Annotated in this window: 16 protein-coding genes; 9 read left to right on the forward strand and 7 right to left on the reverse strand. The window is 72.0% G+C overall.

Translation table 11 applies throughout. The features are described 5' to 3' along the window. Window positions 1-45 precede the first annotated feature (45 nt). The 4 genes from ACZ6QQ_RS27270 to ACZ6QQ_RS27285 all read right to left on the reverse strand — a co-directional run bounded on the left by ACZ6QQ_RS27270 (window position 46) and on the right by ACZ6QQ_RS27285 (window position 6068). On the reverse strand, window positions 46-1152 hold the full coding sequence (locus ACZ6QQ_RS27270; RefSeq protein WP_465880152.1) for a YhgE/Pip domain-containing protein: 1107 nt from the start codon (window positions 1150-1152) through the stop codon (window positions 46-48). Between the two features lie 122 nt (window positions 1153-1274). Beyond that, complete coding sequence (ppc, locus tag ACZ6QQ_RS27275) at window positions 1275-4061, reverse strand: phosphoenolpyruvate carboxylase (protein ID WP_465880153.1); 2787 nt, start codon at window positions 4059-4061, stop codon at window positions 1275-1277. Window positions 4062-4191: 130 nt separating this feature from the next. Then, the gene (locus tag ACZ6QQ_RS27280) at window positions 4192-5175 is read right to left on the reverse strand and encodes an asparaginase (protein ID WP_465880155.1); all 984 of its coding nucleotides are present in this window, start codon (window positions 5173-5175) and stop codon (window positions 4192-4194) included. After that, entirely contained in the window at window positions 5172-6068 is an 897-nt protein-coding gene (locus tag ACZ6QQ_RS27285; protein ID WP_465880156.1) for a Clp protease N-terminal domain-containing protein, read from the reverse strand. The genes ACZ6QQ_RS27280 and ACZ6QQ_RS27285 overlap by 4 nt, the downstream gene beginning before the upstream one ends. A 113-nt stretch (window positions 6069-6181) precedes the next feature. Here ACZ6QQ_RS27285 and ACZ6QQ_RS27290 point away from each other — a divergent pair, with 113 nt between their 5' ends. From ACZ6QQ_RS27290 to ACZ6QQ_RS27305, 4 genes are all read left to right on the forward strand, one after another. Further along, entirely contained in the window at window positions 6182-7243 is a 1062-nt protein-coding gene (locus ACZ6QQ_RS27290) for a S66 family peptidase (protein ID WP_465880158.1), read from the forward strand. A gap of 196 nt (window positions 7244-7439) precedes the next feature. Further along, window positions 7440-11066, forward strand: coding sequence for a transcription-repair coupling factor (gene mfd / locus ACZ6QQ_RS27295; RefSeq protein WP_465880261.1), 3627 nt, complete (start codon window positions 7440-7442; stop codon window positions 11064-11066). 110 nt (window positions 11067-11176) lie between these two features. Further along, complete coding sequence (locus tag ACZ6QQ_RS27300; protein ID WP_465880159.1) at window positions 11177-11875, forward strand: hypothetical protein; 699 nt, start codon at window positions 11177-11179, stop codon at window positions 11873-11875. 14 nt (window positions 11876-11889) lie between these two features. Continuing rightward, window positions 11890-12861, forward strand: coding sequence for a nucleoside triphosphate pyrophosphohydrolase (locus ACZ6QQ_RS27305; RefSeq protein WP_465880160.1), 972 nt, complete (start codon window positions 11890-11892; stop codon window positions 12859-12861). 2 nt (window positions 12862-12863) lie between these two features. On the opposite strand, the gene ACZ6QQ_RS27310 is transcribed toward ACZ6QQ_RS27305, so the two are convergent. Further along, the gene (locus ACZ6QQ_RS27310; protein WP_465880162.1) at window positions 12864-14066 is read right to left on the reverse strand and encodes an acyl-CoA dehydrogenase family protein; all 1203 of its coding nucleotides are present in this window, start codon (window positions 14064-14066) and stop codon (window positions 12864-12866) included. A 257-nt stretch (window positions 14067-14323) separates the two neighbouring features. Here ACZ6QQ_RS27310 and ACZ6QQ_RS27315 point away from each other — a divergent pair, with 257 nt between their 5' ends. Continuing rightward, window positions 14324-15940: a GMC family oxidoreductase gene (locus ACZ6QQ_RS27315; RefSeq protein ID WP_465880163.1), complete on the forward strand. Its 1617-nt coding sequence runs from the start codon at window positions 14324-14326 to the stop codon at window positions 15938-15940. A 98-nt stretch (window positions 15941-16038) separates the two neighbouring features. Here ACZ6QQ_RS27315 and ACZ6QQ_RS27320 read toward each other — a convergent pair whose 3' ends face one another. Next, on the reverse strand, window positions 16039-16989 hold the full coding sequence (locus ACZ6QQ_RS27320; protein WP_465880164.1) for a DMT family transporter: 951 nt from the start codon (window positions 16987-16989) through the stop codon (window positions 16039-16041). A 55-nt stretch (window positions 16990-17044) separates the two neighbouring features. Between ACZ6QQ_RS27320 and pdxR the strand changes: the two genes are divergently transcribed. The 3 genes from pdxR to ACZ6QQ_RS27335 all read left to right on the forward strand — a co-directional run bounded on the left by pdxR (window position 17045) and on the right by ACZ6QQ_RS27335 (window position 21381). Further along, on the forward strand, window positions 17045-18589 hold the full coding sequence (gene pdxR, locus ACZ6QQ_RS27325; protein ID WP_465880166.1) for a MocR-like pyridoxine biosynthesis transcription factor PdxR: 1545 nt from the start codon (window positions 17045-17047) through the stop codon (window positions 18587-18589). A gap of 9 nt (window positions 18590-18598) precedes the next feature. Beyond that, the gene (locus tag ACZ6QQ_RS27330) at window positions 18599-20230 is read left to right on the forward strand and encodes a DUF885 domain-containing protein (RefSeq protein WP_465880167.1); all 1632 of its coding nucleotides are present in this window, start codon (window positions 18599-18601) and stop codon (window positions 20228-20230) included. Between the two features lie 152 nt (window positions 20231-20382). Continuing rightward, complete coding sequence (locus ACZ6QQ_RS27335; protein WP_465880168.1) at window positions 20383-21381, forward strand: hypothetical protein; 999 nt, start codon at window positions 20383-20385, stop codon at window positions 21379-21381. Between the two features lie 46 nt (window positions 21382-21427). Here the strand turns inward: ACZ6QQ_RS27335 and nudC are convergent, their stop codons facing one another. Continuing rightward, a complete protein-coding gene (gene nudC, locus ACZ6QQ_RS27340) occupies window positions 21428-22282 on the reverse strand; it encodes an NAD(+) diphosphatase (RefSeq protein WP_465880169.1) in 855 nt (284 codons plus the stop codon). Between the two features lie 239 nt (window positions 22283-22521). On the opposite strand from nudC, the gene eno reads away from it, so the two are divergent. Next, the gene (gene eno / locus ACZ6QQ_RS27345) at window positions 22522-23805 is read left to right on the forward strand and encodes a phosphopyruvate hydratase (protein WP_465880171.1); all 1284 of its coding nucleotides are present in this window, start codon (window positions 22522-22524) and stop codon (window positions 23803-23805) included. The last annotated feature ends 333 nt before the right edge of the window (window positions 23806-24138 follow it).

Here is a 24138-nt window from a genome sequence, read left to right on the forward strand (position 1 = left end):
AGAAAGAGTGCCTATCCGCGCTGGGATAGGCACTCTTTCTCGGTATCAGTGCGGATCATGAGGGGTGGGGTGGTGGGGGCGGCGGGTCCAGGGGTGAATGCCTCGGCCTCGGATGGCGGCGGCGGCGAGGAGGAGGAGCAGGCCGGCGGCCGCCCAGATCGCCAGGGTGGTGGCGGGGCGGGCGGTCGCGTCGGGGCCGAAGTAGATCACCGCTCGGACCAGGTCGGTGGCGAGTCCGGGAATGTTCCACAGGTGCATGTCCCGGAAGAAGTCGGGCAGGAACTCCGGGGCGTAGATGCCACCCGAGCCCGGATTGCCGAGTACCACCAGCAGCAGGATGACCAGCCCGGTGCCGAGCAGCCCGAGCCAGCCCTGCACCGCGGCGGCGGCCATCGCGGCGGCGAACGCCGCCAGTGCTCCGGCGCCGACCAGGCTGGCGAAGTGGGTGTGCCACACGTCCAGGCCGGGACCGGTGACCAGCGCCCCGGCGAGACCGAGCAGGGCGGAGTAGACGGCCAGGCCGCCGATCCGGCCGGCGGCCCGGCTGACCGTACGGGGAGTCGTGCCGATCGTGATGCCGAGCACGGTCGAGCCGAGGTAGCCGCCGAGCACCAGACCGATGGCCAGGTAGAACGGCACCAGCCCGCGTGGGTCGTTGGCGGCGATCCGCACCGAGTCGGTGATCATCAGCGGGACCTGTGCCCGCTGGGCTGCCACCTGCACTGTCTCGCCGATCACCTGGGCGGCGATCGGTGAGGCGGCGCTGGCGGTGACCAGGGTCAGTGCCGGGGTGCCACCGGTGGTGGTCGAGACGAGTACGGCGTACACGTCGCGTCCGGCGAGCGCGTTGTCGGCGGCGGCGCGGCTGCCGTACTCGATGGCCTTGAGCGCCCTGTCCTGTTGGCGTACGGCCGAAAGCAGTGTCCGGGCCGGCTGATCGGTACGGACCACCCCGACGGGTACGTCCTTCGGTGTGGGCTGGTGCAGCGCACCCGCGTACGCGGCGATGAAGGCGGTGGAGAGCACCAGCGTGCCGAACAGCATCACCGCGCCCCGGATCAGCGAGCGTCGCCACGACTCCCGCCCCACCGGCTCCGCCCGGTGCCCGACACCGCTCCCCGGATCCGCCCCCGCCCCAACCCCATCCGCCACCACCCCAGCGTATGAACGAACGATCCACCCGGGACGCACTTTCACTGTTTGAGTGGGTATTCCGGCGCGGATTACCACTAAGACAGTGAAAGTGCGTGGATCCTGAGGGTGGGGGTGGCGGGTCAGCCGGTGTTGCGCATGCCGGCGGCGATGCCGTTCACCGTGGTCAGGAGGGCTCGTTCCAGGGCGGTGCCGTCGCCGGGGGCGCGTCGGGCGCCGGGGGCGGTGGCGACCGCCCTGCCGGCGGCACCGGAGTCGCGGTACTGGCGCAGCAGGGCGACCTGGAGGTGGTGCAGCGGCTCCAGGTAGGTATCCCGGACCGCGAGGGTGCGCTGCAACACCGGCGAGTTCTCCAGCAGCGCGGGCGAGGCGGTGATCGCCAGCACCTCGCGCTTGGTCAGCTCGTACTCCTCGCGGATCACCTCGAAGATCGGCTGCAACGGCTCCGGGACCAGGGTCTCGACGTACCGGCGGGCGATGTTCAGATCCGTCTTGGAGAGCATCATCTCCACGTTGGACAGGAACGTCCGGAAGAAGTGCCAGTTGCGGTGCATCTCGGCCAGGATCTCCGCCCGGCCCGCCTCGCGGGCGGCGGCCAGGCCGGAGCCGACCCCGAACCAGCCCGGCACGATCTGCCGGGTCTGGGTCCAGCCGAAGACCCACGGGATCGCCCGCAGGCCGCTGAGCCCGGCACCGGTGTTCGGGCGCTTCGCCGGCCGGGAGCCGATGTTGAGCGCGCCGAGCAGCTCGGTCGGGGTCGAGGCCCAGAAGTACGCCGGCAGGTCCGGGTTCTCCACCAGCGACCGGTACGACCGGTACGCCGAGTCGGAGACCAGCTCCATCGTCGCGTCCCAGCGTTCCAGCATCTCGGCGGGCTGCCGGGGATAGGTGTGCAGCAGGGCGCTCTGGAGCACCGCGGCGAGGGTCAGTTCCAGGTTCTCCCGGGCCAGCGACGGCAGCGTGTACTTGTCGGAGATGACCTCACCCTGCTCGGTGACCTTGATCGCCCCGTCGAGGGTGCCGTACGGCTGGGCCAGGATCGCCTCGTGCGTCGGACCGCCACCCCGGCCGACGGTGCCGCCGCGACCGTGGAACAGCCGCAGCCGTACGCCGTGCCGGGCGGCCACGTCGCGCAGCGAGCGCTGGGCCCGGTGGATCGACCACTGGGAGGTGGTGATGCCCGCCTCCTTGTTCGAGTCGGAGTAACCGAGCATCACCTCCTGCACGTCGCCGCGGGCGGTGACGATCGCCCGGTACGCCGGCAGGGAGAGCAGTTCGTCGAGGAGTTCGCCGCCCGCGTTCAGCTCGTCCGGGGTTTCCAGCAGCGGCACGAAGCCGATCCGGGCCCGGCCACTGTGTACGTCGACCAGCCCCGCCTCGCGGGCCAGCACCACCGCGGCGAGCACGTCGTCGACGCCCATCGTCATCGAGATGATGTACGACTCGATCACCTCGGTGCCGAACCGTTCCTGGGCCTCGCGGATGGTGCCGAAGACGTCGAACGTCTTGCGGGTCGCCTCGGTCAGCGGGCTGTCCATGTTGGACAGGGGGCGACGGCCAGTGAGTTCCTCGCTGAGCAGCTTGGTCCGTTCGACCCGGCTCAACGATCCGTAGTCGGTGACCTCGCCGACCTGCTCGTAGAGCTGGCGCAGCACCGCGTGGTGCGCCTCGGCGTGCTCGCGTACGTCCAGGGTGGCCAGGTGCAGGCCGAACGAGGCGACGGTCCGGATGGCCGAGGCGAGCCGGCCGACGGCGGTGAGCTGACCGGAGTTGCGGGCCAGCGAGGCCCGCATCAGCTCCAGGTCGGAGAGGAGTTCGGCGGAGCCACGGTAGTCCCGGCCGGGTACGTGGGCGGTGCCCCGGGTCAGCCGCAGCCGGGTGTTGGCCAGCTTCGCCTTGATGCACCGCGCCTTGAGCCGGTACGGCTCCTCCGCGTTGACCCGGCGGAACCGGGCCGCCACCTCGGGCAGCGCGTCGAGGTCGGAGGCGAGGCTGGCGGAGAGGTCGAGGGAGACCCCGCGCAGCCGGCGGGAGACGGAGATCTCGTTGATCAGCGACTCCATCGCCGCCTCGGTCGCCTGGATCCCGTGGTGGTACTGGATGACCAGGACCTCGCGGGTGACGTGCGGGGTGACGAACGGGTTGCCGTCCCGGTCGCCGCCGATCCAGGTGCCGAAGGTGAGCGGCCGGGCCGTCGGCGAGGTCTCCACGCCGAGGGAGCGCAGCGTGTCGGCGAGGTCGTCGAGGACCTGCGGGGCGGCGGCGGCGTAGAGGTCGCGCAGGTAGTAGATCGCGTTGCGGGCCTCGTCGGTCGGGTCCGGCCGGTCGAGGCGCAGCTCGTCGGTCTGCCACATCAGGTCGAGCAGTTCGGCCAGCCGGCGGTTGGTCGGCGCCTCGTCGCTGGCACCGTAGAGCACGGCGGCGGCGGTCTCGGCGTCCAACTCGTCGGCGACCGCGCGCAGCTTGGTCAGGATGGAGCGGCGGGCGGCCTCGGTCGGGTGGGCGGTGAACACCGGTCGTACGGCCAGCCGCCGGGCGGCGGCGGCGATCTCCTCGGCCGGCACCCCGCGTTCGGCGATCAGCTTGGCCGCCTGGTCCAGCCAGCCGCCCTGGGTGGCCCGCTGCCGGCGCAGGTCGCGGGAGCGGTGCACCTGCTCGGTGATGTTGGCCAGGTGGAAGTAGGTGGAGAAGGCGCGGGCCAGTTTGGTCCCGGTGGTCACGTCCATCGCACCGAGCCGCTGCGCGGCGGCCTCCGGGTCCGAGCGGACCAGGGCGCGGATCTCCTCGACCAGGTCGAGCAGCGGGGGGCCTTCCTGGCGGGCCAGGGTCTGCCCGAGCAGGGTCCCGAGCCGGCGGATGTCCGCCCGGAGGGCGGCGTCCGGGCCGTCGTGATCATGCTGGTCGGTCACCGTGCGCTCCTTACGTGGTGTGCTAAGGACAGCGCTGTCCGACAAGGCTGATCGTATCCGCGCGGGGGTGGTTCTTAGGAGGGGGCCACCATATCCGAGTTTTAATCACACCCCGCGCGCCGATTGTCGATCACCATCCGGTTCCCAGCCGGTCGAACCAGTCCCGGGCGGAGCGGACCCCGCCGTCACCGACGGCGACCATCAGCGCGGCGCGGGCCTTCACCGGGGCCAGGCCCCGAGCGCTGATCGCCCCGACCCGGGCGGCGAGGACGGCGCCCCCGTGGAACTCGTCCGGCGACACCGTGCGGGTCCGGCAGCGGGAGCTGACTACCACCGGGATGTCCCATCCGGTCAGCTCGTCGATCGCGGTGAGCAGGCCGATCGGGACGTTCGCCATCCCGGTGCCCTCCAGCACCACACCCCGGGCCCCGCCGTCGGCCACCGCGTGCAGCAGCGTCGGCCCGATTCCGGGGTACGTCTTGATCAGCGCGACCGCCGACTCCGGCTCACCGGTCGGGGCCGGCGGCCGGGGCGGCGGCGGGGCCAGCAGCTCCACCGCGTCGCCCACCACCCGACCGAGCGGCGGGTACGGCGCCGACGAGAACGCGGCCACCCCGGTGGCGTCGACCATGCTGACCCAGCGCGCGGCGTGCAGTTCGTCGTTGAGGCAGGCGACCACGCCGAGCCCGCGCAGCGCCGGGTCGCCGGCCGCCACCAGTGCGGAGCGCAGGTTGCGGGGCCCGTCGGCGGACAACTCGGTCGGTGGGCGCATCGCACCGGTGAAGACGATCCCGGCCCGTTGCGCGGCAGGGCCGGCGAGTAGGTCGGTGAGGAACGCGGTCTCCTCCAGGGTGTCGGTGCCGTGGGTGATCACGACCCCGTCGTACCCGTCGTCGAGCACGGCCGTACGGGCCCGGCGGGCCAGTCGCAGCATCGTCTCCGGGTCCAGGTCCCAGCCCGGCTCGGTGAGCAGGTCCTCGACCGTCACGTCGGCCGGGACGGAGCCTGCGGGCAGGGCGGCGAGCAGCTCGGCGCCGGTTGCGAAGGCCCCTCGACCGGGGCGTGGATCGAACGCCATCGTGTCGCCGGTGTGGAGCAGGAGCAGCCGGGTCAATGTGCCGCTCCGGCGCCGGTGTCCGTGTCGGTGTCGGAGTAGTCCGTGCCCTGGTCGGTGGTGTGCGTGCCCTGGTCGGTGTCGTCCGTGCCCTTGTCGATCGTGTGCGTGCCCGGATTCGCGGTGTCGGGGCGGGTGTCGATCCGCTGCTCCAGGCGGTCGAGCCGGGTCAGGATCGGCTGCAACTGCCGGGCCAGGGCGGCCTGGAGCGCGGCGACCTGGTCGGTGCCACCGGCGGCCGGGCCGCCGCCCTGGGCCTGTGCGCGCAGGTGGACGTAGCCGGCCAGGGCGGCGGTGACGGCGCGGCGGGTCAGCCGGTAGTCGGCGCCGAGGGCGCGCAGCACGTGACCGGCGGTTCCCTCCGGCTCGGCGATCAGCCCGAGCAGCAGGTGTTCGCAGCCGACGTAGTTGTGGCCGAGGCTGGTCGCCTCCGTCACGGTCAGCTCCAGCGCGTTGGCGGCCGTCCGGCCGAACCGGCGTACGCCGCCCTCGGCGCCGGATCCCGTCGCGGCGGCGTCCTTCGGTGCCTGACGGTCCAGTTCGCGGCGGACCGCCTCGGGGTCGATCTCCATCGCCCGGAGCACCTGGATGGCCAGGTTCTGTCCCTCGGCCAGCATGCCGGCGAGCAGGTGTGCGGTGCCGAGGCTGGCCGTGCCCTGTTCGCGGGCGCGGGTCAGGCCGAGGGTGATGGCGGTCCGGGCGCGGTCGGTGAACTGGGTCAGCGCGGCGGTCGGGTCGTCCCGGTCGGTTTCGCCGAGGGTGGTCTCCCGGATCGCCGTCACCCGGCGCACGGCCTGTTCCAGGGCGCGCTGGCAGATCGCGGAGACCGGCACGCCGGACTCCCTGACCGCCTCGGCCAACTCGTCGGGGAGGTACACGTTGACTTTCGGCATCCTCGGCTCCCGTCTGGGGTTAGTATGGGGTTATAACCCTCCCATGACCCCACCATACTCCGACACAGGAAATTGGGAAGCCCTTCCTCGTGGTCGATCGCTACGGTGGGTCGATGTCCGACCTGATCGGCTCCAGTGAGCCTCGGCGTTATCCGGCAAAACCGCGTCCGGGGGACCGGGTCGCCGTACTCTCGCCCTCCGCCGGGCTGCCGGCCGTCTTCCCACATGTGTACGAACTGGGCCTGCGCCGGCTGCGCGACGAGTTCGGCCTGATCCCGGTGGAGTACCCGACCACCCGGGCGGCCGCGGCCCACCCCCGCGAACGTGCCCGCGACCTGACCGCCGCCTTCGCCGACCCGTCGATCAAGGCGGTCCTCGCCACCGTCGGCGGGGACGACCTGATCACGGTGTTGCCGTACCTGGATCCGGAGGTGATCGCGGCGAACCCGAAGCCGTACTTCGGCTACTCGGACAACACCAACGTGCTGTCGTACCTGTTCGAACTCGGGCTGGTCAGCTATCACGGCGGCTCGGTGCTGGTGCACCTCGGCCGCCCCGGCGCGCTGCACCCGGCGACCGCGCAGTCGCTGCGGGCCGCACTCTTCGGCGACGACTGGTACGAGCTGACCCCGTCGGCCGAGTACAGCGACGAGCCGAGCGACTGGCAGGACCCGTCCACCCTGGCCGCCGAGCCGGTGATGTTCCCGAGCGACGGTTGGCACTGGCACGGCCCGCAGACCGTTGTGCAGGGGCCCGTCTGGGGTGGCAACCTGGAGATCCTCGGCTGGCTGCTCCAGGCCGGCCGGGTCGGCCCGAACGCCGCGTACGCCGGTTGCGTGCTGCTGCTGGAGACCTCCGAGGAACTGCCCTCCGACGTCGAGGTGTTCCGGATCCTGCGCAACATGGGGGAGCGGGGCCTGCTCGCCGGCTTCCCGGCGGTGCTGGTCGGGCGCCCGAAGGCGTGGGACTTCGACCGGCGCAACGACGCCGAGCAGAAGCGGGCGCACACCGAGGCCCAGCGCGCCGCCGTGCTGCGGGTGCTGGCCGAGTACAACCCGGACGCCGTTGCCGTCTTCGGCCTCGACGTCGGCCACACCGACCCACAACTCATCGTCCCGTACGGCGGCCTAGCCCGAGTAAACCCGACCACCCGCCAAATCACCGTCCGCTACTGACCCCACCCCCACCCCCACCCCCGACAGCCCCGTTGATCATGAAGTTGGCGCAGGGTCGACCGGCTCGGAACCGCGCTAACTTCATGATCAACGGGGTGGGGGTGGGTGGCGGGATAAACTCGGGGTGGTGGGACCCCCGGCTGGTTGCGAAGCGGGGGTCGTTTCGCGTGTTGACGCAGAGGTAGTGATCGTGACGATGCTCGCCGGTCTGTTGGCTGCCGCCCTCGGGGACCCGGCTCTGAGGCGTACCCGTGATCTTGCTCGGGGTGGGTTCGCGCAGGCGGACGGGCTCGACCTGACCGCCCCGGCGGCGCTGCGACCGTTCGTGGTCGCCGCCGTCGCCGCCGAGGCCGACCAGGGCGGCGCCGGCCGGCCGGTGCTCGCCGTCACCGCCACCACCCGCGAGGCCGACGACCTCGCCGCCGCCCTCGGCAGCTTGCTCCCGGCCGAACAGGTGGCCGTCTTCCCCGCCTGGGAGACGCTGCCACACGAACGGCTCTCCCCCCGATCCGACACCGTCGGGCGCCGGCTCGCCGTGCTGCGCAGGCTGGCCCACCCGGACGGCACCGACGGCACCGGCCCGCTGCGGGTCGTCGTCGCCCCGGTCCGCTCGGTGCTGCAACCACAGCTCAAGGGGCTCGGCGACCTGGAACCGGTCCGGCTGACCAGTCACGCCGAGGCCGACCTCGACGCGGTCGCGCACCGGCTGACCGACCTGGCCTACTCGCGGGTCGACCTGGTCACCAAGCGCGGCGAGTTCGCCGTCCGGGGCGGCATCCTGGACGTCTTCCCACCCACCGACGAGCACCCTTCCCGGGTCGAGTTCTGGGGCGACGAGGTGGAGGAGATCCGCACCTTCGCCGTCGCCGACCAGCGCACCATCGAGCAGGTCGACCAGCTCTGGGCGCCGCCGTGCCGGGAACTCCTGCTCACCCCGGAGATCCGGGCGCGGGCCGCCGCCTTGGCCGACGCCCACCCCGAGCTGGCCGAGATCCTGGAGAAGCTGGCCGAGGGGATCCCGGTCGAGGGGATGGAATCGCTCGCCCCGGCGCTCCTGGACGGGACCGGGAGCATGGAGACGCTGCTCGACTGCCTGCCGGCGGGAGCGCACGTGCTGCTCTTCGACCCGGAACGGATCCGTACCCGGGCACATGACCTGGTCCGTACCTCGGAGGAGTTCCTCCAGGCCAGCTGGGCCGCGGCCGCCGTCGGCGGCCAGGCCCCGATCGACGTCGGCGCCGCGGCCTTCAAGACCCTGGGCGAGGTACGGGCAACAGCCACCGCCCTGCACCAGCCCTGGTGGTCGGTCTCCCCGTTCGGGCTGGTCGAGTCCGCCCCGGCCGTCGACGACCAGCCGTGGCTCGACCCGGTACGGACCGAGGTCACCCCCGACGAGGGGGTGTCGATCACCCTCGCGGCCCAACCGACCGCGCTCTACCACGGTGAGACCGACCGGGTGGTCGACGACCTGCGGCGGTGGACCGCCGAGGGCTGGGCGGTGGCCCTGGTCTTCGAGGGCCACGGACCGGCCCAACGGGCGGTCGAGGTGCTCCGCGACGGCGGGCTCGGCGCCAGCGCGGTCGAGACCATCCTCGGCCCGCCCGCCCCCGGTGAACTGCTCGTCACCTGCGGCTCGCTCAACCACGGCTTCCTGCTCGACGGCGCCGGCGCCACCAAGCTCGCCGTCCTCACCGGCAACGACATCACCGGCGGACGGGGCACCTCCACCCGCGACATGCGCAAGATGCCGAGCCGGCGGCGCAACACCATCGACCCGCTGGAGCTGAAGACCGGCGACTACGTGGTGCACGAGCAGCACGGCATCGGCCGCTACGTCGAGCTGGTGCAACGTACGGTCAACGGCGCCGAACGCGAGTACCTGGTCCTGGAGTACGCCTCGACCAAGCGGGGGCAGCCAGGTGACCGGCTCTTCGTCCCCACCGACCAGCTCGACCAGCTCTCCCGTTACGTCGGCGGGGAGACCCCCACGCTGCACAAGATGGGCGGCAGCGAGTGGCAGAAGGCCAAGGCCCGCGCCCGCAAGGCGGTACGCGAGATCGCCGCCCAGCTCATCCAGCTCTACGCCGCCCGCAAGGCCTCCAAGGGACACGCCTTCGCCCCGGACACCCCGTGGCAGCGGGAGCTGGAGGACGCCTTCCCGTACACCGAGACGCCGGACCAGCTCTCGGCGATCGAGGAGGTCAAGCGGGACATGGAACAGTCCGCCCCGATGGACCGGCTGATCTGCGGTGACGTCGGCTACGGCAAGACCGAGATCGCGGTCCGGGCGGCGTTCAAGGCGGTCCAGGACGGCAAGCAGGTGGCGGTGCTGGTGCCGACCACGCTCCTGGCCCAGCAGCACTACAACACCTTCGCCGAGCGGATGGGGCAGTTCCCGGTCCAGATCCGGCAGCTGTCCCGGTTCCAGACGCCGAAGGAGGCCGAACTGACCCTGGAGGCCGCCGCCAACGGCAGCGCCGACATCGTCATCGGCACCCACCGGCTGCTCGCCGCCGCCACCCGGTTCAAGGCGCTCGGCATGGTCATCGTCGACGAGGAGCAGCGCTTCGGGGTCGAGCACAAGGAGCACCTGAAGACCCTGCGGACCGCGGTCGACGTACTGACCATGTCGGCTACGCCGATCCCGCGGACCCTGGAGATGGCGATCACCGGCATCCGGGAGATGTCCACCATCGCCACCCCGCCGGAGGAGCGGCACCCGGTGCTGACCTTCGTCGGCGCGTACGACGACCGGCAGGTGGCCGCCTCCATCCACCGTGAGCTGCTCCGCGACGGGCAGGTCTTCTACCTGCACAACCGGGTCGAGTCGATCGACCGGGCGGCGCGGCGCATCCGGGAGCTGGTGCCGGAGGCGCGGGTCGCCGTGGCGCACGGGCAGATGGGCGAAGAGGCGCTGGAGAAGGTCATGGTCGGCTTCTGGGAGAAGGAGTACGACGTCCTGGTCTGCACCACGATCGTGGAGTCCGGGATCGACATCCCGAACGCCAACACGCTGATCGTGGAACGGGCCGACCTGCTCGGCCTGGCCCAGTTGCACCAGATCCGGGGCCGGGTCGGCCGGGGCCGGGAACGGGCGTACGCGTACTTCCTCTACCCGCCGGAGAAGCCGCTGACCGAGCACGCGCACGAGCGGTTGGCGACCATCGCGCAACACACCGAGCTGGGCGCCGGCATGTACGTGGCAATGAAGGACCTGGAAATCCGGGGCGCCGGCAACCTGCTCGGCGGTGAGCAGTCCGGCCACATCGAGGGCGTTGGTTTCGACCTCTACGTCCGGATGGTCGGCGAGGCGGTGCAGACGTTCAAGGGTGAGCGGCCGGAGGAGGAGACCGACGTCAAGATCGACCTGCCGATCGACGCCCACCTGCCGCACGACTACGTCAGCGTGGAGCGACTCCGCCTGGAGATGTACCGCAAGCTCGCCGAGGCCCGCGACGCCGACCGCCTCACCGAGGTCGTCGCCGAGATGACCGACCGGTACGGCGAGCCGCCGGAGCCGGTGCAGAACCTGGTCGCGGTGGCCCGGTTCCGCCTGCTCGCCCGCGCGTACGGCCTCACCGACGTGTCGGTCCAGGGCAAGTACGTCCGGTTCGGCCCGCTGCCGCTGCCCGACTCGAAGCAGATGCGGCTCAAGCGGTACCACCCGGACGCGGTCTACAAGCAGGTCACCGACCAGGTCAGCGTGCCCCGCCCGAGCACCCGCCGGATCGGCGGCGAGCCGCTGCGCGACCAGGCACTGCTGGACTGGTGCGGGCAGCTGCTGTCCGACGTGCTCGGCGCGCCGGTGCCGGCCGGCCGGTGACGGACAGCGGCGCGCCCGAGCTTCCCGGAAATCGTGACGGACGGTGGTGCGCCGGGCGCTGGGTGACCCCGTACCGGTCGCGCCGGGCGGCGCGTGAGAGAGTGTCGGCCATGCAGCGTGCTCGCCGTCTGGCGCCGATCGCCGTGGTTGCCGCGGTCGGCATCATCGCCCTCACCGGTTGCCGTGCGCAGCCCGGTGCCGCCGCCTACATCGGTGACCGGCAGATCACCGAGAACCAGGTGACCGACCTCCTCGACGAGGTGCGGGCGAAGCCCGCCCCGGCCGCCGCCGCCGGAGCCCCCGAGGCGAAGCCGCCGACCCGCAACTTCGTGGTCAGTGTGCTGGTGCTGGGCGACGTCTGCGACCGGTTCATCAAGGCCGAGAACCTCCAGGCCAAGGAGCAGGCCCCGGTCGACCAGGTGGCCCAGCAGTTCGGCGTGGCGCCGGAGACCGAGTTCGCCAAGCGGGCCGCCGGGCTGTTCACCTGCCTGTCGGCCGTACCGACCGGGGAACCGGTCAAGCCGACCCCGGCCGAGCTGCTCGCGCTCGGCAAGGTGGCCAAGGCCGCCGGTGCGATCGAGGCGACCGTCTCCGACGAGGCCGCCGGGCAGCAGCTCGACGGCGAGCAGTTGCAGGCCGCGCTCGGCAACCGCAAGGTGCTCGCCGACGCCGTCAACCGTTTCGACGTCACGGTCAACCCGCGTTACCGGCCGCTGGAGTTCCCGATCCTCTCCTTCCAGGGTGGGCCGGCCGCGGTGAGCGTGCCGCTGGGCGAGGGCGACACGGGCACGGTGGCCGACCGCACCTGAGCGGGACGCACCCGATGACCGCCCGAGTCGTACTCCTGGTCACCTCACCCCGCCTGCCGGCCGGTCTGCTCACGGCGGCGGCCTGGGACCTGGTCCGCCAGCACTCGGTGCTGGCCGGCGCCGAGAGCGAGCTGACCAACGCCGTACGGATGGCCGGCGCCACCGTCACGCTGACCGACACGCCGGTGCCGGACCTGCTCGCCACCGCCGGGGCGGAGGGCACCGTGGTCTGGTTGGCCGGTCCGGCCGGTGACGACCGGATGGCCCGTGAGCTGGGGCTGCGACTGGCACGTGAGCCCGGTCTGGCCGAGCTGGAGCTGATGTACGGCTCCTGGGACCCGCCCGGCGCCCGGCTGCTCGACGCGGTCGCCGTGATGGACCGCCTGGCCTCGCCCGGCGGTGACCCGTGGAAACGGGCCCAGACCCACGCCACGCTCGCCCAGTTCCTGCTGGAGGAGTGTTACGAGGCGTACGACGCGATCTCGGCCGGCGACCTGGACGCGCTCCGTGAGGAGTTGGGCGACGTGCTGTTGCAGATAGTGCTGCACGCCCGGCTGGCCGAGGAGTTGCCCGAGGGTGAGCGCTGGAACGTCGACGACGTGGCCGGCGGCCTGGTCGAGAAGATGATCCGGCGCAACCCGCACGTCTTCGCGGACACCGAGGTCGGCTCGATCGACGAGATCGTCGACAACTGGGAGCAGATCAAGAAGGCGGAGAAGGCCCGCGACTCGGCCCTGGACGGGATCGCCCTGGCCCAGCCGGCCCTCTCGCTCGCCGCGAAGATCCTGCACCGGGCCGCCCGCGCCGGGCTGGACGTACCGCCGCCGGTGCCGACGCCGCTGGACGACGAGGCTCGTCTCGGCGCGCGGCTGCTGGACGTGGTGGTCCAGGCGCGTGCAGCCGGGCTGGATGCCGAGGCCGCGTTGCGTCGGGCCGCGCTCGCCTACGCCGACGCCGTACGCGCGGTCGAGGCTGCCGCCAGATAGGTTCAGAGGTTGAGGGTGGGGGGCAGCCCGAGGGCGGACTGACCGAGGAACTGCCGGGCCGGCAGTCGGGTCGGCGGGTGGAAGCGGATCGCCTGGGCGTCGCGCCACAGCCGTTCGAAGTCCCGACCCCGGCTGTACGTCATGCTCCCGCAGGACTCGATCAGGTTCGAGATCGCCTGCGGTACGACGTCGATGCTCTGCTGCTTGAGCGCCACGGCCAGCGGGAGGAGTTCGGCGGCGGTGGTACCCCGGTCCAGTCGTTCGGCGAGCGCGGCACACGCCACCTCCAGGGGCAGGATGGCGGCGGCCGCGTCGCCGACCATCGCCTGGAAGCTCGGCAGTTCGGCCCGGGTGGATTTCAGGTACGAGATCCGCTGCTGGTGCAGTGCCTCGGTGGCCAGGCCGAACACCCCCTGTGCCACCCCGAGGTACGTCGCCACGGTGCTCAAACAGAACCAGATCAGCCCGACGCCGAAGATGTCGTCGTCCTCGGCGCCGGCGGGCCCGCGGTGGAACACCGCCTCGTCGGGGACCAGGCACCGGTCGAACCGGACCGTGCGTGAGGCGGAACCGCGCATTCCGAGGGTGTCCCAGGACCGCTCGACGCGGACCCCTTCGGTCGTCGTCGGCAGCATCGCGATCAGTAACTCCGACGCGCCCTCGCCGGGGTCCGTTTCCGCCTGTAGACACATCAGGTCCGACTCGGCTGCGAGGGAGCAGGGTGATTTCACCCCGGAAACCTCCCAGCCGTTCGCCACCCGCCTGGCGCGCAGGGTGGAGCGGCTGATCGATCCGGCGAGATGCGGCTCGGCGAACGCGGAGGCCACCAGGTGCCGCTGGGTGGCGATCGTTTCCAGCAGCATCCAGGAATCGTCCCGCGACCGGCGCCAGTTCTCCGTCATGAGACCGACCGTGAACAGATGCATATTGACGGCGACGGCCAGTCCGGGGTCCGCCGCGCCAAGTAATCGCTGTACGGCGCAGCACTCCGCGAGTGTGGCGCCCGCACCGCCGAATTCCACCGGCACGGGCAGACCGGCCCACGAGATCGTACGAAGGGCGGCCAGGGACTCGCGGGAGACGTTTCCCGTCCGGTCGGCTTCCGGTGCGCGGCCCCTGATTTCCGTGAAGACGTCATCGGGTACCAGCCGGTCGACCGGCGGCCACACCGCTGTTGCGAGGTCCCGCATGCCTGGGATGCCCATGGTGCTCCTTTCAATGCGCGAGTGGGTGCGTAGTCGCGGCGCCCTTTTCTCGGGCAGCTGCGTGGCGTGAGGATGACATTACGAATAGTTATTCGGGCCCGACTGTGCTGCACCTTTTGAATTGCGGAGCAGTAGAGCACAACCGGAGAAGACGGGCAGATCACAACCAGCCATCCTGAATGAGTAGTCAGTCGAGGTGTGCCACCCGATCGCCCGGGTGACGCCGCCGTTCGGACCCGAGGGCTTGAGGAGAATGGATGTACGACTATGTGATCGTCGGCGCCGGCTCGGCGGGTTGCGTGCTCGCAGCCCGGCTGAGCGAAGACCCCGAGGTACGGGTCTGCCTGATCGAGGCAGGACCGGCGGACACGAACGAGAACATCCACGTCCCGTCCCGGTTCAGCCGGCTGTTCCGGACCCGGCTCGACTGGGACTACGACACCCATGAGGAGTCCTCCCTCGACGGTCGCCGGGTCTACCTGCCGCGCGGACGCGTGCTCGGCGGCTCGGGCTCGATGAACGCGGGGCTCTATCTGCGGGACAGCCGGGTCGACTACGACGGGTGGAACCAACCGGGCTGGAGCTACGCGGAACTGCTGCCCTACTTCAAGCGCTCGGAGGACAACGAGCGGGGCGAATCCGAGTACCACGGTGCCGGCGGCCCGCTCTCGGTCTCCGACGGCCGGTCGAAGAACCCGATGTCGGCGGCCCTGGTGGAGGCCGGCCAGCAGGCGGGCTTCGCGTACAACGACGATTTCAACGGGGCGACGCACGACGGGTTCGGCTTCTTCCAGGTAACCCAGCGCAACGGCAGGCGGTGCAGCGCGGCGGTCGGGTACCTGCACCCGGTGATGGATCGGCCGAACCTGACCGTGGAGACCAACCTCCAGGTGCACCGCGTGATGATCGAGGATGGTCGGGCCGTCGGGGTGGTCGGCCAGCGCCTGGAGGAGGAGGTCACGATCCGGGCCGAACGCGAGGTGATCGTCAGCGCGGGCTCGTACAACTCGCCGCAGCTGCTGATGCTCTCCGGGATCGGACCCGCGCGCCTGCTGACGGGCCTCGGCATCCCGGTTGTCCTGGACCAGCCACTGGTCGGGCAGAACCTCCAGGACCACGTGATGGTGCCCTTGATCTTCACCCACTCGGAGCCGGTCAGCCTGCTGATCGGGGCGGACCCCCGGTTCGTCCGCGAGTTCCGGGAGGACGGCCGCGGGCCGGTCAGTTCGAACGGGCCGGAGTCCGGCGGGTTCGTGCACACCCGGTCGGGCCTACCCGCGCCCGACGTGGGCTTCTTCGCCGCGCCGGTCATGTTCCCCGACAGCGGCCTGGACATCCCGACCAGCCACGCCATCACGTATGGGCCGGGTCTGCTCGTCCCGGAGAGCCGGGGAAGCGTCACGCTGGTGTCGCCCGACCCCACCGCCAAGCCGAAGATCGAACACAACTACCTGGCGGAACGGGTGGACGTGGAGGCGGCCGTGGCCGGGCTGCGGATCGCCCTGGACATCGCCCGGCAGCAGCCGCTGTCGCGCTACACCGGCAACCTGTACCGGCCGCCCGCGTCGGAATCCGACGCCGACCTGCGCGCCTACGCCCGTCGCCGGACACACTCGATCTTCGATGCGGTGGGTACCTGTTCGATCGGTGACGTCGTCGACCCCGACCTGCGGGTGCTGGGCGTCGACGCGCTGCGGGTGGTCGATGCCTCGGTGATGCCCCGGTCCGGGCGCGGCGCCCCGAACGCCTCGGTGATCGGGCTCGCCGAGAAGGCCGCCGACCTTATCCGTGGTGTCGATCCGCTGACCCCGCTGGAGACCGCCGGCCAGGCCCCGTCGAACGCCGCTCGGGCGAATGCCGGCTCGCGCTGGTGAGCCTGCTCGACATCCCGCCGAGCCGGCCGGCACCCAACTAGCCGCGCCCGATGGTCGCGGAGGGTTCGGCTCGCTCCGACCGGCCGAACTCTCCGCGATCACGGAAGGCGTACGGCGGGGCTGGGTCGGTGGCGCCGGTCGCCGGCCAGGCCCACGGCGAGGCCGAGCGCGACCACCAGCACCCCGCCGCTCGGGCCGGCGGTCGGCGGGCGACCGGCCTGCACCGCGGCGGTGAGCAGGGTGGCCACCGGCATCAGGCCGACCAGGATCCCGGCCCGCTCGATCCCCAGCCGGCGCAGCCCGGTGAACCAGGCGATGAACGCGACCACGGTCATCAGCGCGGCGAGGTAGCCGTACGTCGCCGCCTCCACCCCGGTCGGCGCCCGCCACCGGGCCGGCTCGCCCGCCACCAGCGCCCCGACCAGCAGCAGCGGTACGGCCAACGCGCAGCTGTACGCCGCCACCCGTACCGGGCCCAGTCGGGGTAGCACGGCGGCGGCGAGCAACGAGAAGGCGATCTCCCCGCCGAGCGCACCGAGCGAGGCGAGCACGCCGATCGGGTCCGCCCGACCGGTCCCCTGGACCAGGGCGGTGCCGGCCACGACGAGGCCGGCCGCACCGAGCAGGCGTACGGTCGGGCGCCGGCCGCGCAGCAGTGGACCGAGCAGGGCCAGACCGAGCGGCGCGGCGCCGATGAACGTGCCGACCAGGGCCGGCTCGGCGTGCGGCAGCGCGATCAGGATGAAGGCGTTGAACGCGGCCAGTCCGGTCGCCGCGAGCGCGGTGAGGATGCCCCACTCGCGTCGGGTCGGCCAACCAGTCGCCGCCCCGGTGTCGGCACCGGTTCGGGGCACGGTGTCGAGGCCGAAGCCGAGGGCGGGCCAGCGGTGGGCGATGGCGAACAGGGCGACGGCGGCGAGCGCGTACCGGGCGGCCTGGCCGGTCAACGCGGGATAGTCGAGCACCAGTTGGCTGATTGAGACGGAGCTGCCGACGATCGTCATCCCGGTGGCGCAGAGCACGACCGCGCCGGTGTTGGAGATCTTCACCGGTCCGACGCTAGGGTGCCAATGGTCCCCTGTTGAGGACCAGTACGGACGGGCTGTGGAGGACCAATTGACCACCCTGGAGACGCTCGTCGAACTCGACCGGGGTCGACCCGGCCTCGCCGTCCAGCTCACCGTCGCGCTGCGGGACGCGATCGTGCAGGGGCGACTCGCCCCGGGCACCCGGCTCCCGTCCAGCCGGGGCCTCGCCGCCGACCTGCGCCTGTCCCGGGGCGTGGTGGTCGAGGCGTACGAGCAGCTGGTGGCCGAGGGACGGCTGGTGGCCCGGCCCGGTGCCGGCACCCGGGTCGCCGCCGACAGTGCTTCGCCACGGAGCCGCCGGGCGGCGGCGGAGGTCCCGCCGAGCGCCACGGTCGGACCGGACCGGCCCAGCCAGCCGCCGGTGACCGGGAACGGGCTCCGGTCGGGCGTACCGGACCTGGCGATGTTCCCGCGCGCCCAGTGGCGGCGGGCGTACGAGCGGGCGCTGGGCCGGGCCCGCGACGCCGACCTCGACTACGGTGACCCGGCCGGGGCGCTCCGGCTGCGTACGGAGCTCGCGAACTATCTCGGCCGGGTCCGGGCCGCCCGGGTGCAACCGGCCGACCTGGTTGTCACCACCGGGGCGGCGCAGGCGTTCTCGCTGGTCGCCGGGGTGCTGCGCGGTCGGGGAGCGACCGAGGTCGGGATCGAGGATCCGGGCAGCGCCAGCATCCGGGGGCACCTCGAAGCGCAGGGGCTGCGCCTGGTGCCGGTGCCGGTCGACGGCGAAGGGTTGGACGTCGGGGCGCTGGAGCGCAGCGGTCTGCCGGCGGTGCTGACCACGCCGGCACACCAGTACCCGACCGGCGTGGTGCTCGCCCCGCGCCGCCGGGCCGCCCTGCTCGCCTGGGCGCGCCGGACCGGCGGCCTGGTGATCGAGGACGACTACGACGCCGAGTTCCGGTACGACCGGGATCCGGTCGGCTGCCTCCAGGGGCTCGCCCCGGACCTGGTGGCCCACATCGGCTCGGCCAGCAAGGCGCTCGCCCCCGCGATGCGGCTCGGCTGGCTCGCCGTACCGCCGGGGTTGCGGGCGGCGGTGCTCGCGGCCAAGGCGGCGGCCGACATCGGCGGGCCGGTCCTGGAACAGCTCGCCTTCGCCGAGCTGCTGGCCGACGGTGGCTACGACCGGCACCTGCGCCGCTGTCGGCAGGCGCACCGGCAGCGCCGGGACGCGCTGACCGCCGCCCTGCGCCGCTACCTGCCGGCGGCCCGGATCTCCGGTATCGCGGCCGGGCTGCACCTGGTGGTGGAGTTGCCCGACGGGATCGACGACGAGCGGTTGGCCGCCGCCGCCCACCGGGCCGGGCTGGTGCCGGTGCCACTGTCCCGGCTGCGGCTGGCTCCCGGCGGCCCGCCGGGACTGGTGCTCGGTTACGCCGCGAACTCGCCCGCCGAGCTGACCCGTGCGGTACGCACCCTGGCCGACCTCGTCGCCGCCGCGCCCGGGCCTCGTCGGACCGGCCACGTCACCCCGCCGCCCGGTCACGTCCCGCCACCGCCCGAGCCTCGTCGGACCGGCGACGTTCCCCGGCTGCCCGAGCCCGGTCGGACTCGCTAGATTCTTTTCATGTCGTCTTTCGTTCCACTCGCCGAGCGCATCGTCGACGCGTTGCTGGAGAGCAGCCCCGTGCTGGCGTCCTCGGCCGGTGACCACCGTTTCGACGACCGGTTGCCGGACCTCTCCGACGACGGGGTGCAGGCCCGGTCGGCGATGCTGCGCGACGCTGCCGGTGCTCTCTCCCAGGTGGACGACCTGGCCCTCGACCCGGCGGAGCAGGTCGACCACAGCCTGCTCGCCGCCCTGGTCGACCGGGAACTGTTCGAGCTGTCCGAGCTGCGTACGCACGAGTGGGACCCGCTGCGGCACAATCCGGGCCCGCTGCTGCACGCGCTGACCGCACGCCCGTACGCCCCGGTGGAGGTCCGGCTGGCGAGCCTCGCCGGGCGGCTGGCCGACGTACCGGACGCGTTGGCGACCGCGCGGGTCACGCTGCGCGACATGCCCCGGATCCATGCCGAGACGGCCGCCGGGCAGTTCGACGGTACGGCTGCGCTGGTCCGCGACGAGCTACCCGCCCTGCTCGCCGAGGCACCGGGCCTGCGGGACGAGGTCGAACCGGTGGCCCGGGAGGCGATCCGCGCGCTGGCCGGTTTCGCCGACTGGCTCCGGGCGGGCCTGCGCGACGACGCCGGTCCGGGGCGCGACCCCCGGCTCGGCCGGCGCCGCTTCGAGGCGCGGCTCTGGCACACGCTGGACACCGAGCTGTCCGCCGCCCAGGTCTTCGCCCGTGCCGAGGCGAACCTGGAGCGGGTCACCGACGAGATCCGGGAGGCGGCCGCCGAGCTCGTCGGTGGCCCGGCCACCGACGAGACCGTACGGCGGGCGCTGGACCGGCTCGCCGCCGAGCACCCGGACGACACCTCGATCGTGGAACTGGCCCGCACGACGCTCACCGAGTCGACCGACTTCGTCCGCGCCCACGACCTGGTGACGCTCGTCGACGACCCGTGCGTGATCCAGGAGATGCCCGAGTTCGCGCGTGGGGTGGCGGTGGCCTACTGCGATCCGCCGGGCCCGTTGGAGACCGCCGACGTGCCGACGTTCTACTGCATCGCGCCGACCCCGGCGGACTGGTCGGCGGACCAGGTGACCTCGTTCTACCGCGAATACAACAATCACATGGTGCGCAACCTGACCGTGCACGAGGCGATGCCCGGCCACTTCCTCCAGTTGGCGCACTCGCGCCGCTACCGGGGCAGTACGCGGGTCCGCGCGCTCGGTCGCTCCGGCCCGTTCGTCGAGGGCTGGGCGGTGTACGCCGAGCAGGTGATGGCCGACCTCGGCTTCGGTGGTCTGCCGATCCGGTTGCAGCAGCTCAAGATGCAGCTCCGGATGACGATCAACGCGTTGCTGGACCAGTTGGTGCACTGCGACGAGTTGCCCGAGTCCGAGGGCATGGCGTTGATGACCGGGCGGGGCTTCCAGGAGGAGGGGGAGGCGGCCGGCAAGTGGCGCCGGGCGCTGCTCACCTCGACCCAGCTCTCCACGTACTTCGTCGGTTACAGCGAGGTCGCCGAGATCGGCGCCGCCCGTCCGGTCGGGCCGTCGGTCCGCCAGTGGCACGACGCGATGCTCTCGCACGGCTCACCGCCGCCCCGCCACCTGCGTACGCTGCTCGGCGTCGAGCCGGCGTACTAGGCCGCGTTGCGACAAACGCCTCTCGACAAATAGCAGTAATTACGTTCATCAATGTATTTGCTTGATGAACGAATAGTGATCAATCGTGGTTTCGTTGTCCTTTCGAAAGATGGAAACTTGCGTCGGTCGATGTCTGACCGAGGAGGTGACCGATGCGGAGGGAGACGGGTGTGCGGGATGCGAACGAGCACCGGCCGGTGAGTCGGCGCGACGTCATGTGGGGTGCCGCCGCCGTGGGCGGTGCCGTGGCGGCGGCGGCCATCGGGGGACCGTTGATCACCTCGTCCGACGCGGCGGCGAAGCCGGAAGCGGTCCCGGGGGGATACAACGCCCCCGATGCCGCCCACGCCGCCGCCGTCGCGAAGGCGCCGCCGAGGGTCACCGGTATCGGCGACTGGTTGGGCTCACTGGTCCAGGTGGCCACGGTCGCGGCCAACGTGCTGCCGCTCATGATCGCGGCGAGGGACGGCGACGACTCGGTCGGACCGTACGACGCCGGAGGTGTCCAGTTCGAGGTGATCACCATGAACGGGAGCACCGACCTGTACGCCCACAACGCCTCCGACACGGACGCCGGGCTGCTGTACACGACCACCCGGTCCGCCCCGGACACGAACCTGAGCGTGTACCAGCCGCTGCCGTCGAACAACGCCTACAAGTGCGAGCCGGACCTGCTGGAGTTCGCCGACGGTGACCTGTCGCTGGCGCCCACCCCGCTCTCCACCCAGCTCGGTCCGCTCACCCGGGCCATCTCCTTCGCCGTGCGGGGGCTGACCATCGCCACCGGCGTCACCGTGGTCGGCGGGGTCTCGGTGTCGATCCAGAAGGGGCCGAACCCCGGCTCGTTCAACGCGGTCGTCACCACCACCGGGTCCGCGAGGCCGCTGAGCGTACGGGTCGAGGCGACCGGGGTGGACGGCAACGTCGTACGGGCCGAATGGAACTCGGGCGGCCCGAGCCCGACCTCGTCGCCGACCCCGTCGGCGTCGCCGAGCCGGGTGGCGGCACCGGCGGACACGATCACCATCCCGCTGTCGCCCGGGGTGAACCTCGACCCGGTGATCCAGCTGCTCCAGCTCACCCTCGACATCGACGCGGCCGGACTGGACGCGGTGACGGCCGACCGCCGCGCCCGCACCGTCCGGCTCTGAGGCCGGAAGGCGGCCGGAAGTCCGACCGGCGTCCGGTCCGGCCGGCTCAGTCGGCGGGCTGCCCGATGCCGACGTGCTCGATCAACCAGCGGGAGATCGAGTACGTCGGCGGCAGCGCCTCCGGCAGCGCGTCGAGCGGGAACCAGCGCGCCTCGGTCAGCTCGTGGCCGTCGACCAGCGGCTCGGCCGCCGGATCCGCCGCGTACGCGACGAAGCCGGTGAGCACCACGCCCGGACCGGACATCGCCCACGGCTGGCTGCCGAAGTAGGTCAGCCCGTCGACCCGTAGCCCGACCTCCTCGGCCACCTCCCGGTGCACCGCCTGCTCCAACGTCTCGCCCGCCTCGACGAAACCGGCGACCAGTGCCCACACCTCGGTCGCCCCGTACGAGTGCCGGACCAGCAGCAGTTGGCCCGGTTCACCGGCCGGACCGGGTCTGCGGATGGCGACCAGGACGGCGGGGGAGAGCTGCATCGGGACGTACAGCTTGCAGTTGGGGCAGCGGCGGGCGGTCTCGCCGGGCACGTCGGCCAACTCCGTCGTGCACGCGCCGCAGTAACGGTGCGTACGCCGCCAGGTGACCACCTGGAGGGCCCGACCGGCGAGCGAGGCGAGCGGCTCGGTCAGCCCGGCGGCCAGTTCCCGCCAGCCGAGCCAGGCGCCGAGGGCCTCGTCGGCGTTCTCCCGGGTGGTGGCCCAGACCCGCAGCCCGTCCAGGGTGCCGAGCGGGATCGGATCGGAACCGGCGGGCAGGTCGGCGAACCGGGGAAAGCCGCCGTCGGCGGCGACCAGCAGCTTCCCGTCGGCCACCACCAGGCACAGGTCGGTCGGGTCGGCCGGTACGTCGGCCGCCGCGCCGGGCAGGAACACCTGCCGGGCCGACGACGGGTCGCTGTTCACTGTGCGTACGCCTGACGGTCGACGAGCATGTGCGCCAGCCTTGTCGATCAGGGCAACCCCCGCAAACCCCGGTCCACATGACGGGTGCAGAACCAGCGGATATCCGGCAGATCGCCGCCCGGTTGGTGGAGGCCATCCCCGTCCGGCGACCACGGCCCGTTACGCTGCCTTCGGAACGCTTCCGCCGCACCGTCGCGGCCCGAGAGCACCAGTTGACACTCATCACGAGGAGCGACACAGTGGCCACCATCGAGGGAATCGTCGCCCGAGAGATTCTCGACTCGCGCGGCAACCCGACCGTCGAGGTCGAGATCGGGCTGGACGACGGTACGACCGCCCGCGCGGCGGTGCCGTCCGGCGCCTCCACCGGCGCGTTCGAGGCGATCGAGCTGCGCGACGGCGACGCAGACCGTTACCAGGGCAAGGGCGTCGAGACCGCGGTCGCCAACATCGAGGACCGGATCGTCGACCAGCTCGTCGGCTACGAGGCCAGCGAGCAGCGGCTGATCGACCAGAAGATGCTCGACATCGACGGCACCGCCGACAAGTCCGGCCTCGGCGCGAACGCGATCCTGGGCGTGTCGCTGGCGGTGGCGAAGGCTGCCGCGTCCAGCGCCGAGCTGAGCCTGTTCCGTTACCTCGGCGGCCCGAACGCGCACCTGCTGCCGGTGCCGATGATGAACATCCTCAACGGGGGCGCGCACGCCGACTCCAACGTCGACGTGCAGGAATTCATGATCGCCCCGATCGGCGCACCGACCTTCCGCGAGGCGCTGCGCTCGGGTGCCGAGGTCTACCACGCGCTCAAGTCCGTACTGAAGAAGCGGGGCCTGTCGACCGGCCTCGGCGACGAGGGCGGCTTCGCCCCCGACCTGCCGACCAACGCCGCCGCCCTGGACCTGATCGCCGAGGCGGTCGAGAAGGCCGGTTACCGGCTCGGCCGCGACATCGTGTTCGCGCTCGACGTGGCCGCGACGGAGTTCTTCTCCGACGGGATCTACACCTTCGAGCAGACCAGCAAGACCGCCGACGAGATGTCGGCGTACTACACCAAGCTGGCCGACGAGTACCCGATCGTGTCGATCGAGGACCCGCTCGCCGAGGACGACTGGTCCGGCTGGGCCAGCCTCACCGCGGCGATCGGTGACCGGGTGCAGATCGTCGGGGACGACCTGTTCGTCACCAACCCGCAGCGGATCGCCCGTGGCATCGCCGAGAGCTCGGCCAACGCCGTACTGGTCAAGGTGAACCAGATCGGGTCGCTGACCGAGACCCTGGACGCGGTCGACCTGGCCCACCGGGCCGGTTTCCGCTGCATGATGAGCCACCGGTCCGGCGAGACCGAGGACACCACCATCGCCGATCTCGCGGTGGCCACCGGCTGCGGCCAGATCAAGACCGGTGCCCCGGCCCGCTCCGACCGGGTGGCGAAGTACAACCAACTCCTGCGGATCGAGGAGGAGCTGGCCGACGCGGCGCGCTACGCCGGTGCCGGTGCGTTCCCGCGTTACCGTTCTGCCTAATTTCCGAATCGGCCTCGGGGAGGGGGTACGTCCACGTGACGGCTCGTCGCATACCGAGCGGCCAGCGGCCCGCCCGGCGGCCGGGGCAACCCGGTCGTGGCGGCGGCACCCGTGCCACGGGCCGGGAGTCCTCGGCCCGGCTGCCCGCACGCGGGATCTCCACCCGTACCCCTCGGGGAACGGACTCCCCACGGTCGGCCACCCGTCCGGGGGGGGGGGGGGGGGGCGGCGCGGCGGGGGGGGGCAAAAACAAATCTTCCCCCCCACCGCGACGGGTTGCCGGAGTGGAGACCGGCCCCTTTTCTGGTTTTTTTTCGGTTATCCCCCTACCCC

It is taken from the genome of Micromonospora sp. NPDC049529 (genome assembly GCF_055586685.1).

Excerpts from the sequence above, each read along its gene's own strand:
- ACZ6QQ_RS27300 (WP_465880159.1), top strand. The coding sequence starts at position 11,177 with ATGCAGCGTGCTCGCCGTCTGGCGCCGATCGCCGTGGTTGCCGCGGTC.
- ACZ6QQ_RS27305 (WP_465880160.1), top strand. The coding sequence starts at position 11,890 with ATGACCGCCCGAGTCGTACTCCTGGTCACCTCACCCCGCCTGCCGGCC.
- mfd (WP_465880261.1), top strand. The coding sequence starts at position 7,440 with ATGCTCGCCGGTCTGTTGGCTGCCGCCCTCGGGGACCCGGCTCTGAGG.
- ACZ6QQ_RS27330 (WP_465880167.1), top strand. The coding sequence starts at position 18,599 with ATGTCGTCTTTCGTTCCACTCGCCGAGCGCATCGTCGACGCGTTGCTG.
- ACZ6QQ_RS27335 (WP_465880168.1), top strand. The coding sequence starts at position 20,383 with ATGCGGAGGGAGACGGGTGTGCGGGATGCGAACGAGCACCGGCCGGTG.
- ACZ6QQ_RS27285 (WP_465880156.1), bottom strand. The coding sequence starts at position 6,068 with ATGCCGAAAGTCAACGTGTACCTCCCCGACGAGTTGGCCGAGGCGGTC.
- ACZ6QQ_RS27310 (WP_465880162.1), bottom strand. The coding sequence starts at position 14,066 with ATGGGCATCCCAGGCATGCGGGACCTCGCAACAGCGGTGTGGCCGCCG.
- ACZ6QQ_RS27315 (WP_465880163.1), top strand. The coding sequence starts at position 14,324 with ATGTACGACTATGTGATCGTCGGCGCCGGCTCGGCGGGTTGCGTGCTC.
- ACZ6QQ_RS27290 (WP_465880158.1), top strand. The coding sequence starts at position 6,182 with ATGTCCGACCTGATCGGCTCCAGTGAGCCTCGGCGTTATCCGGCAAAA.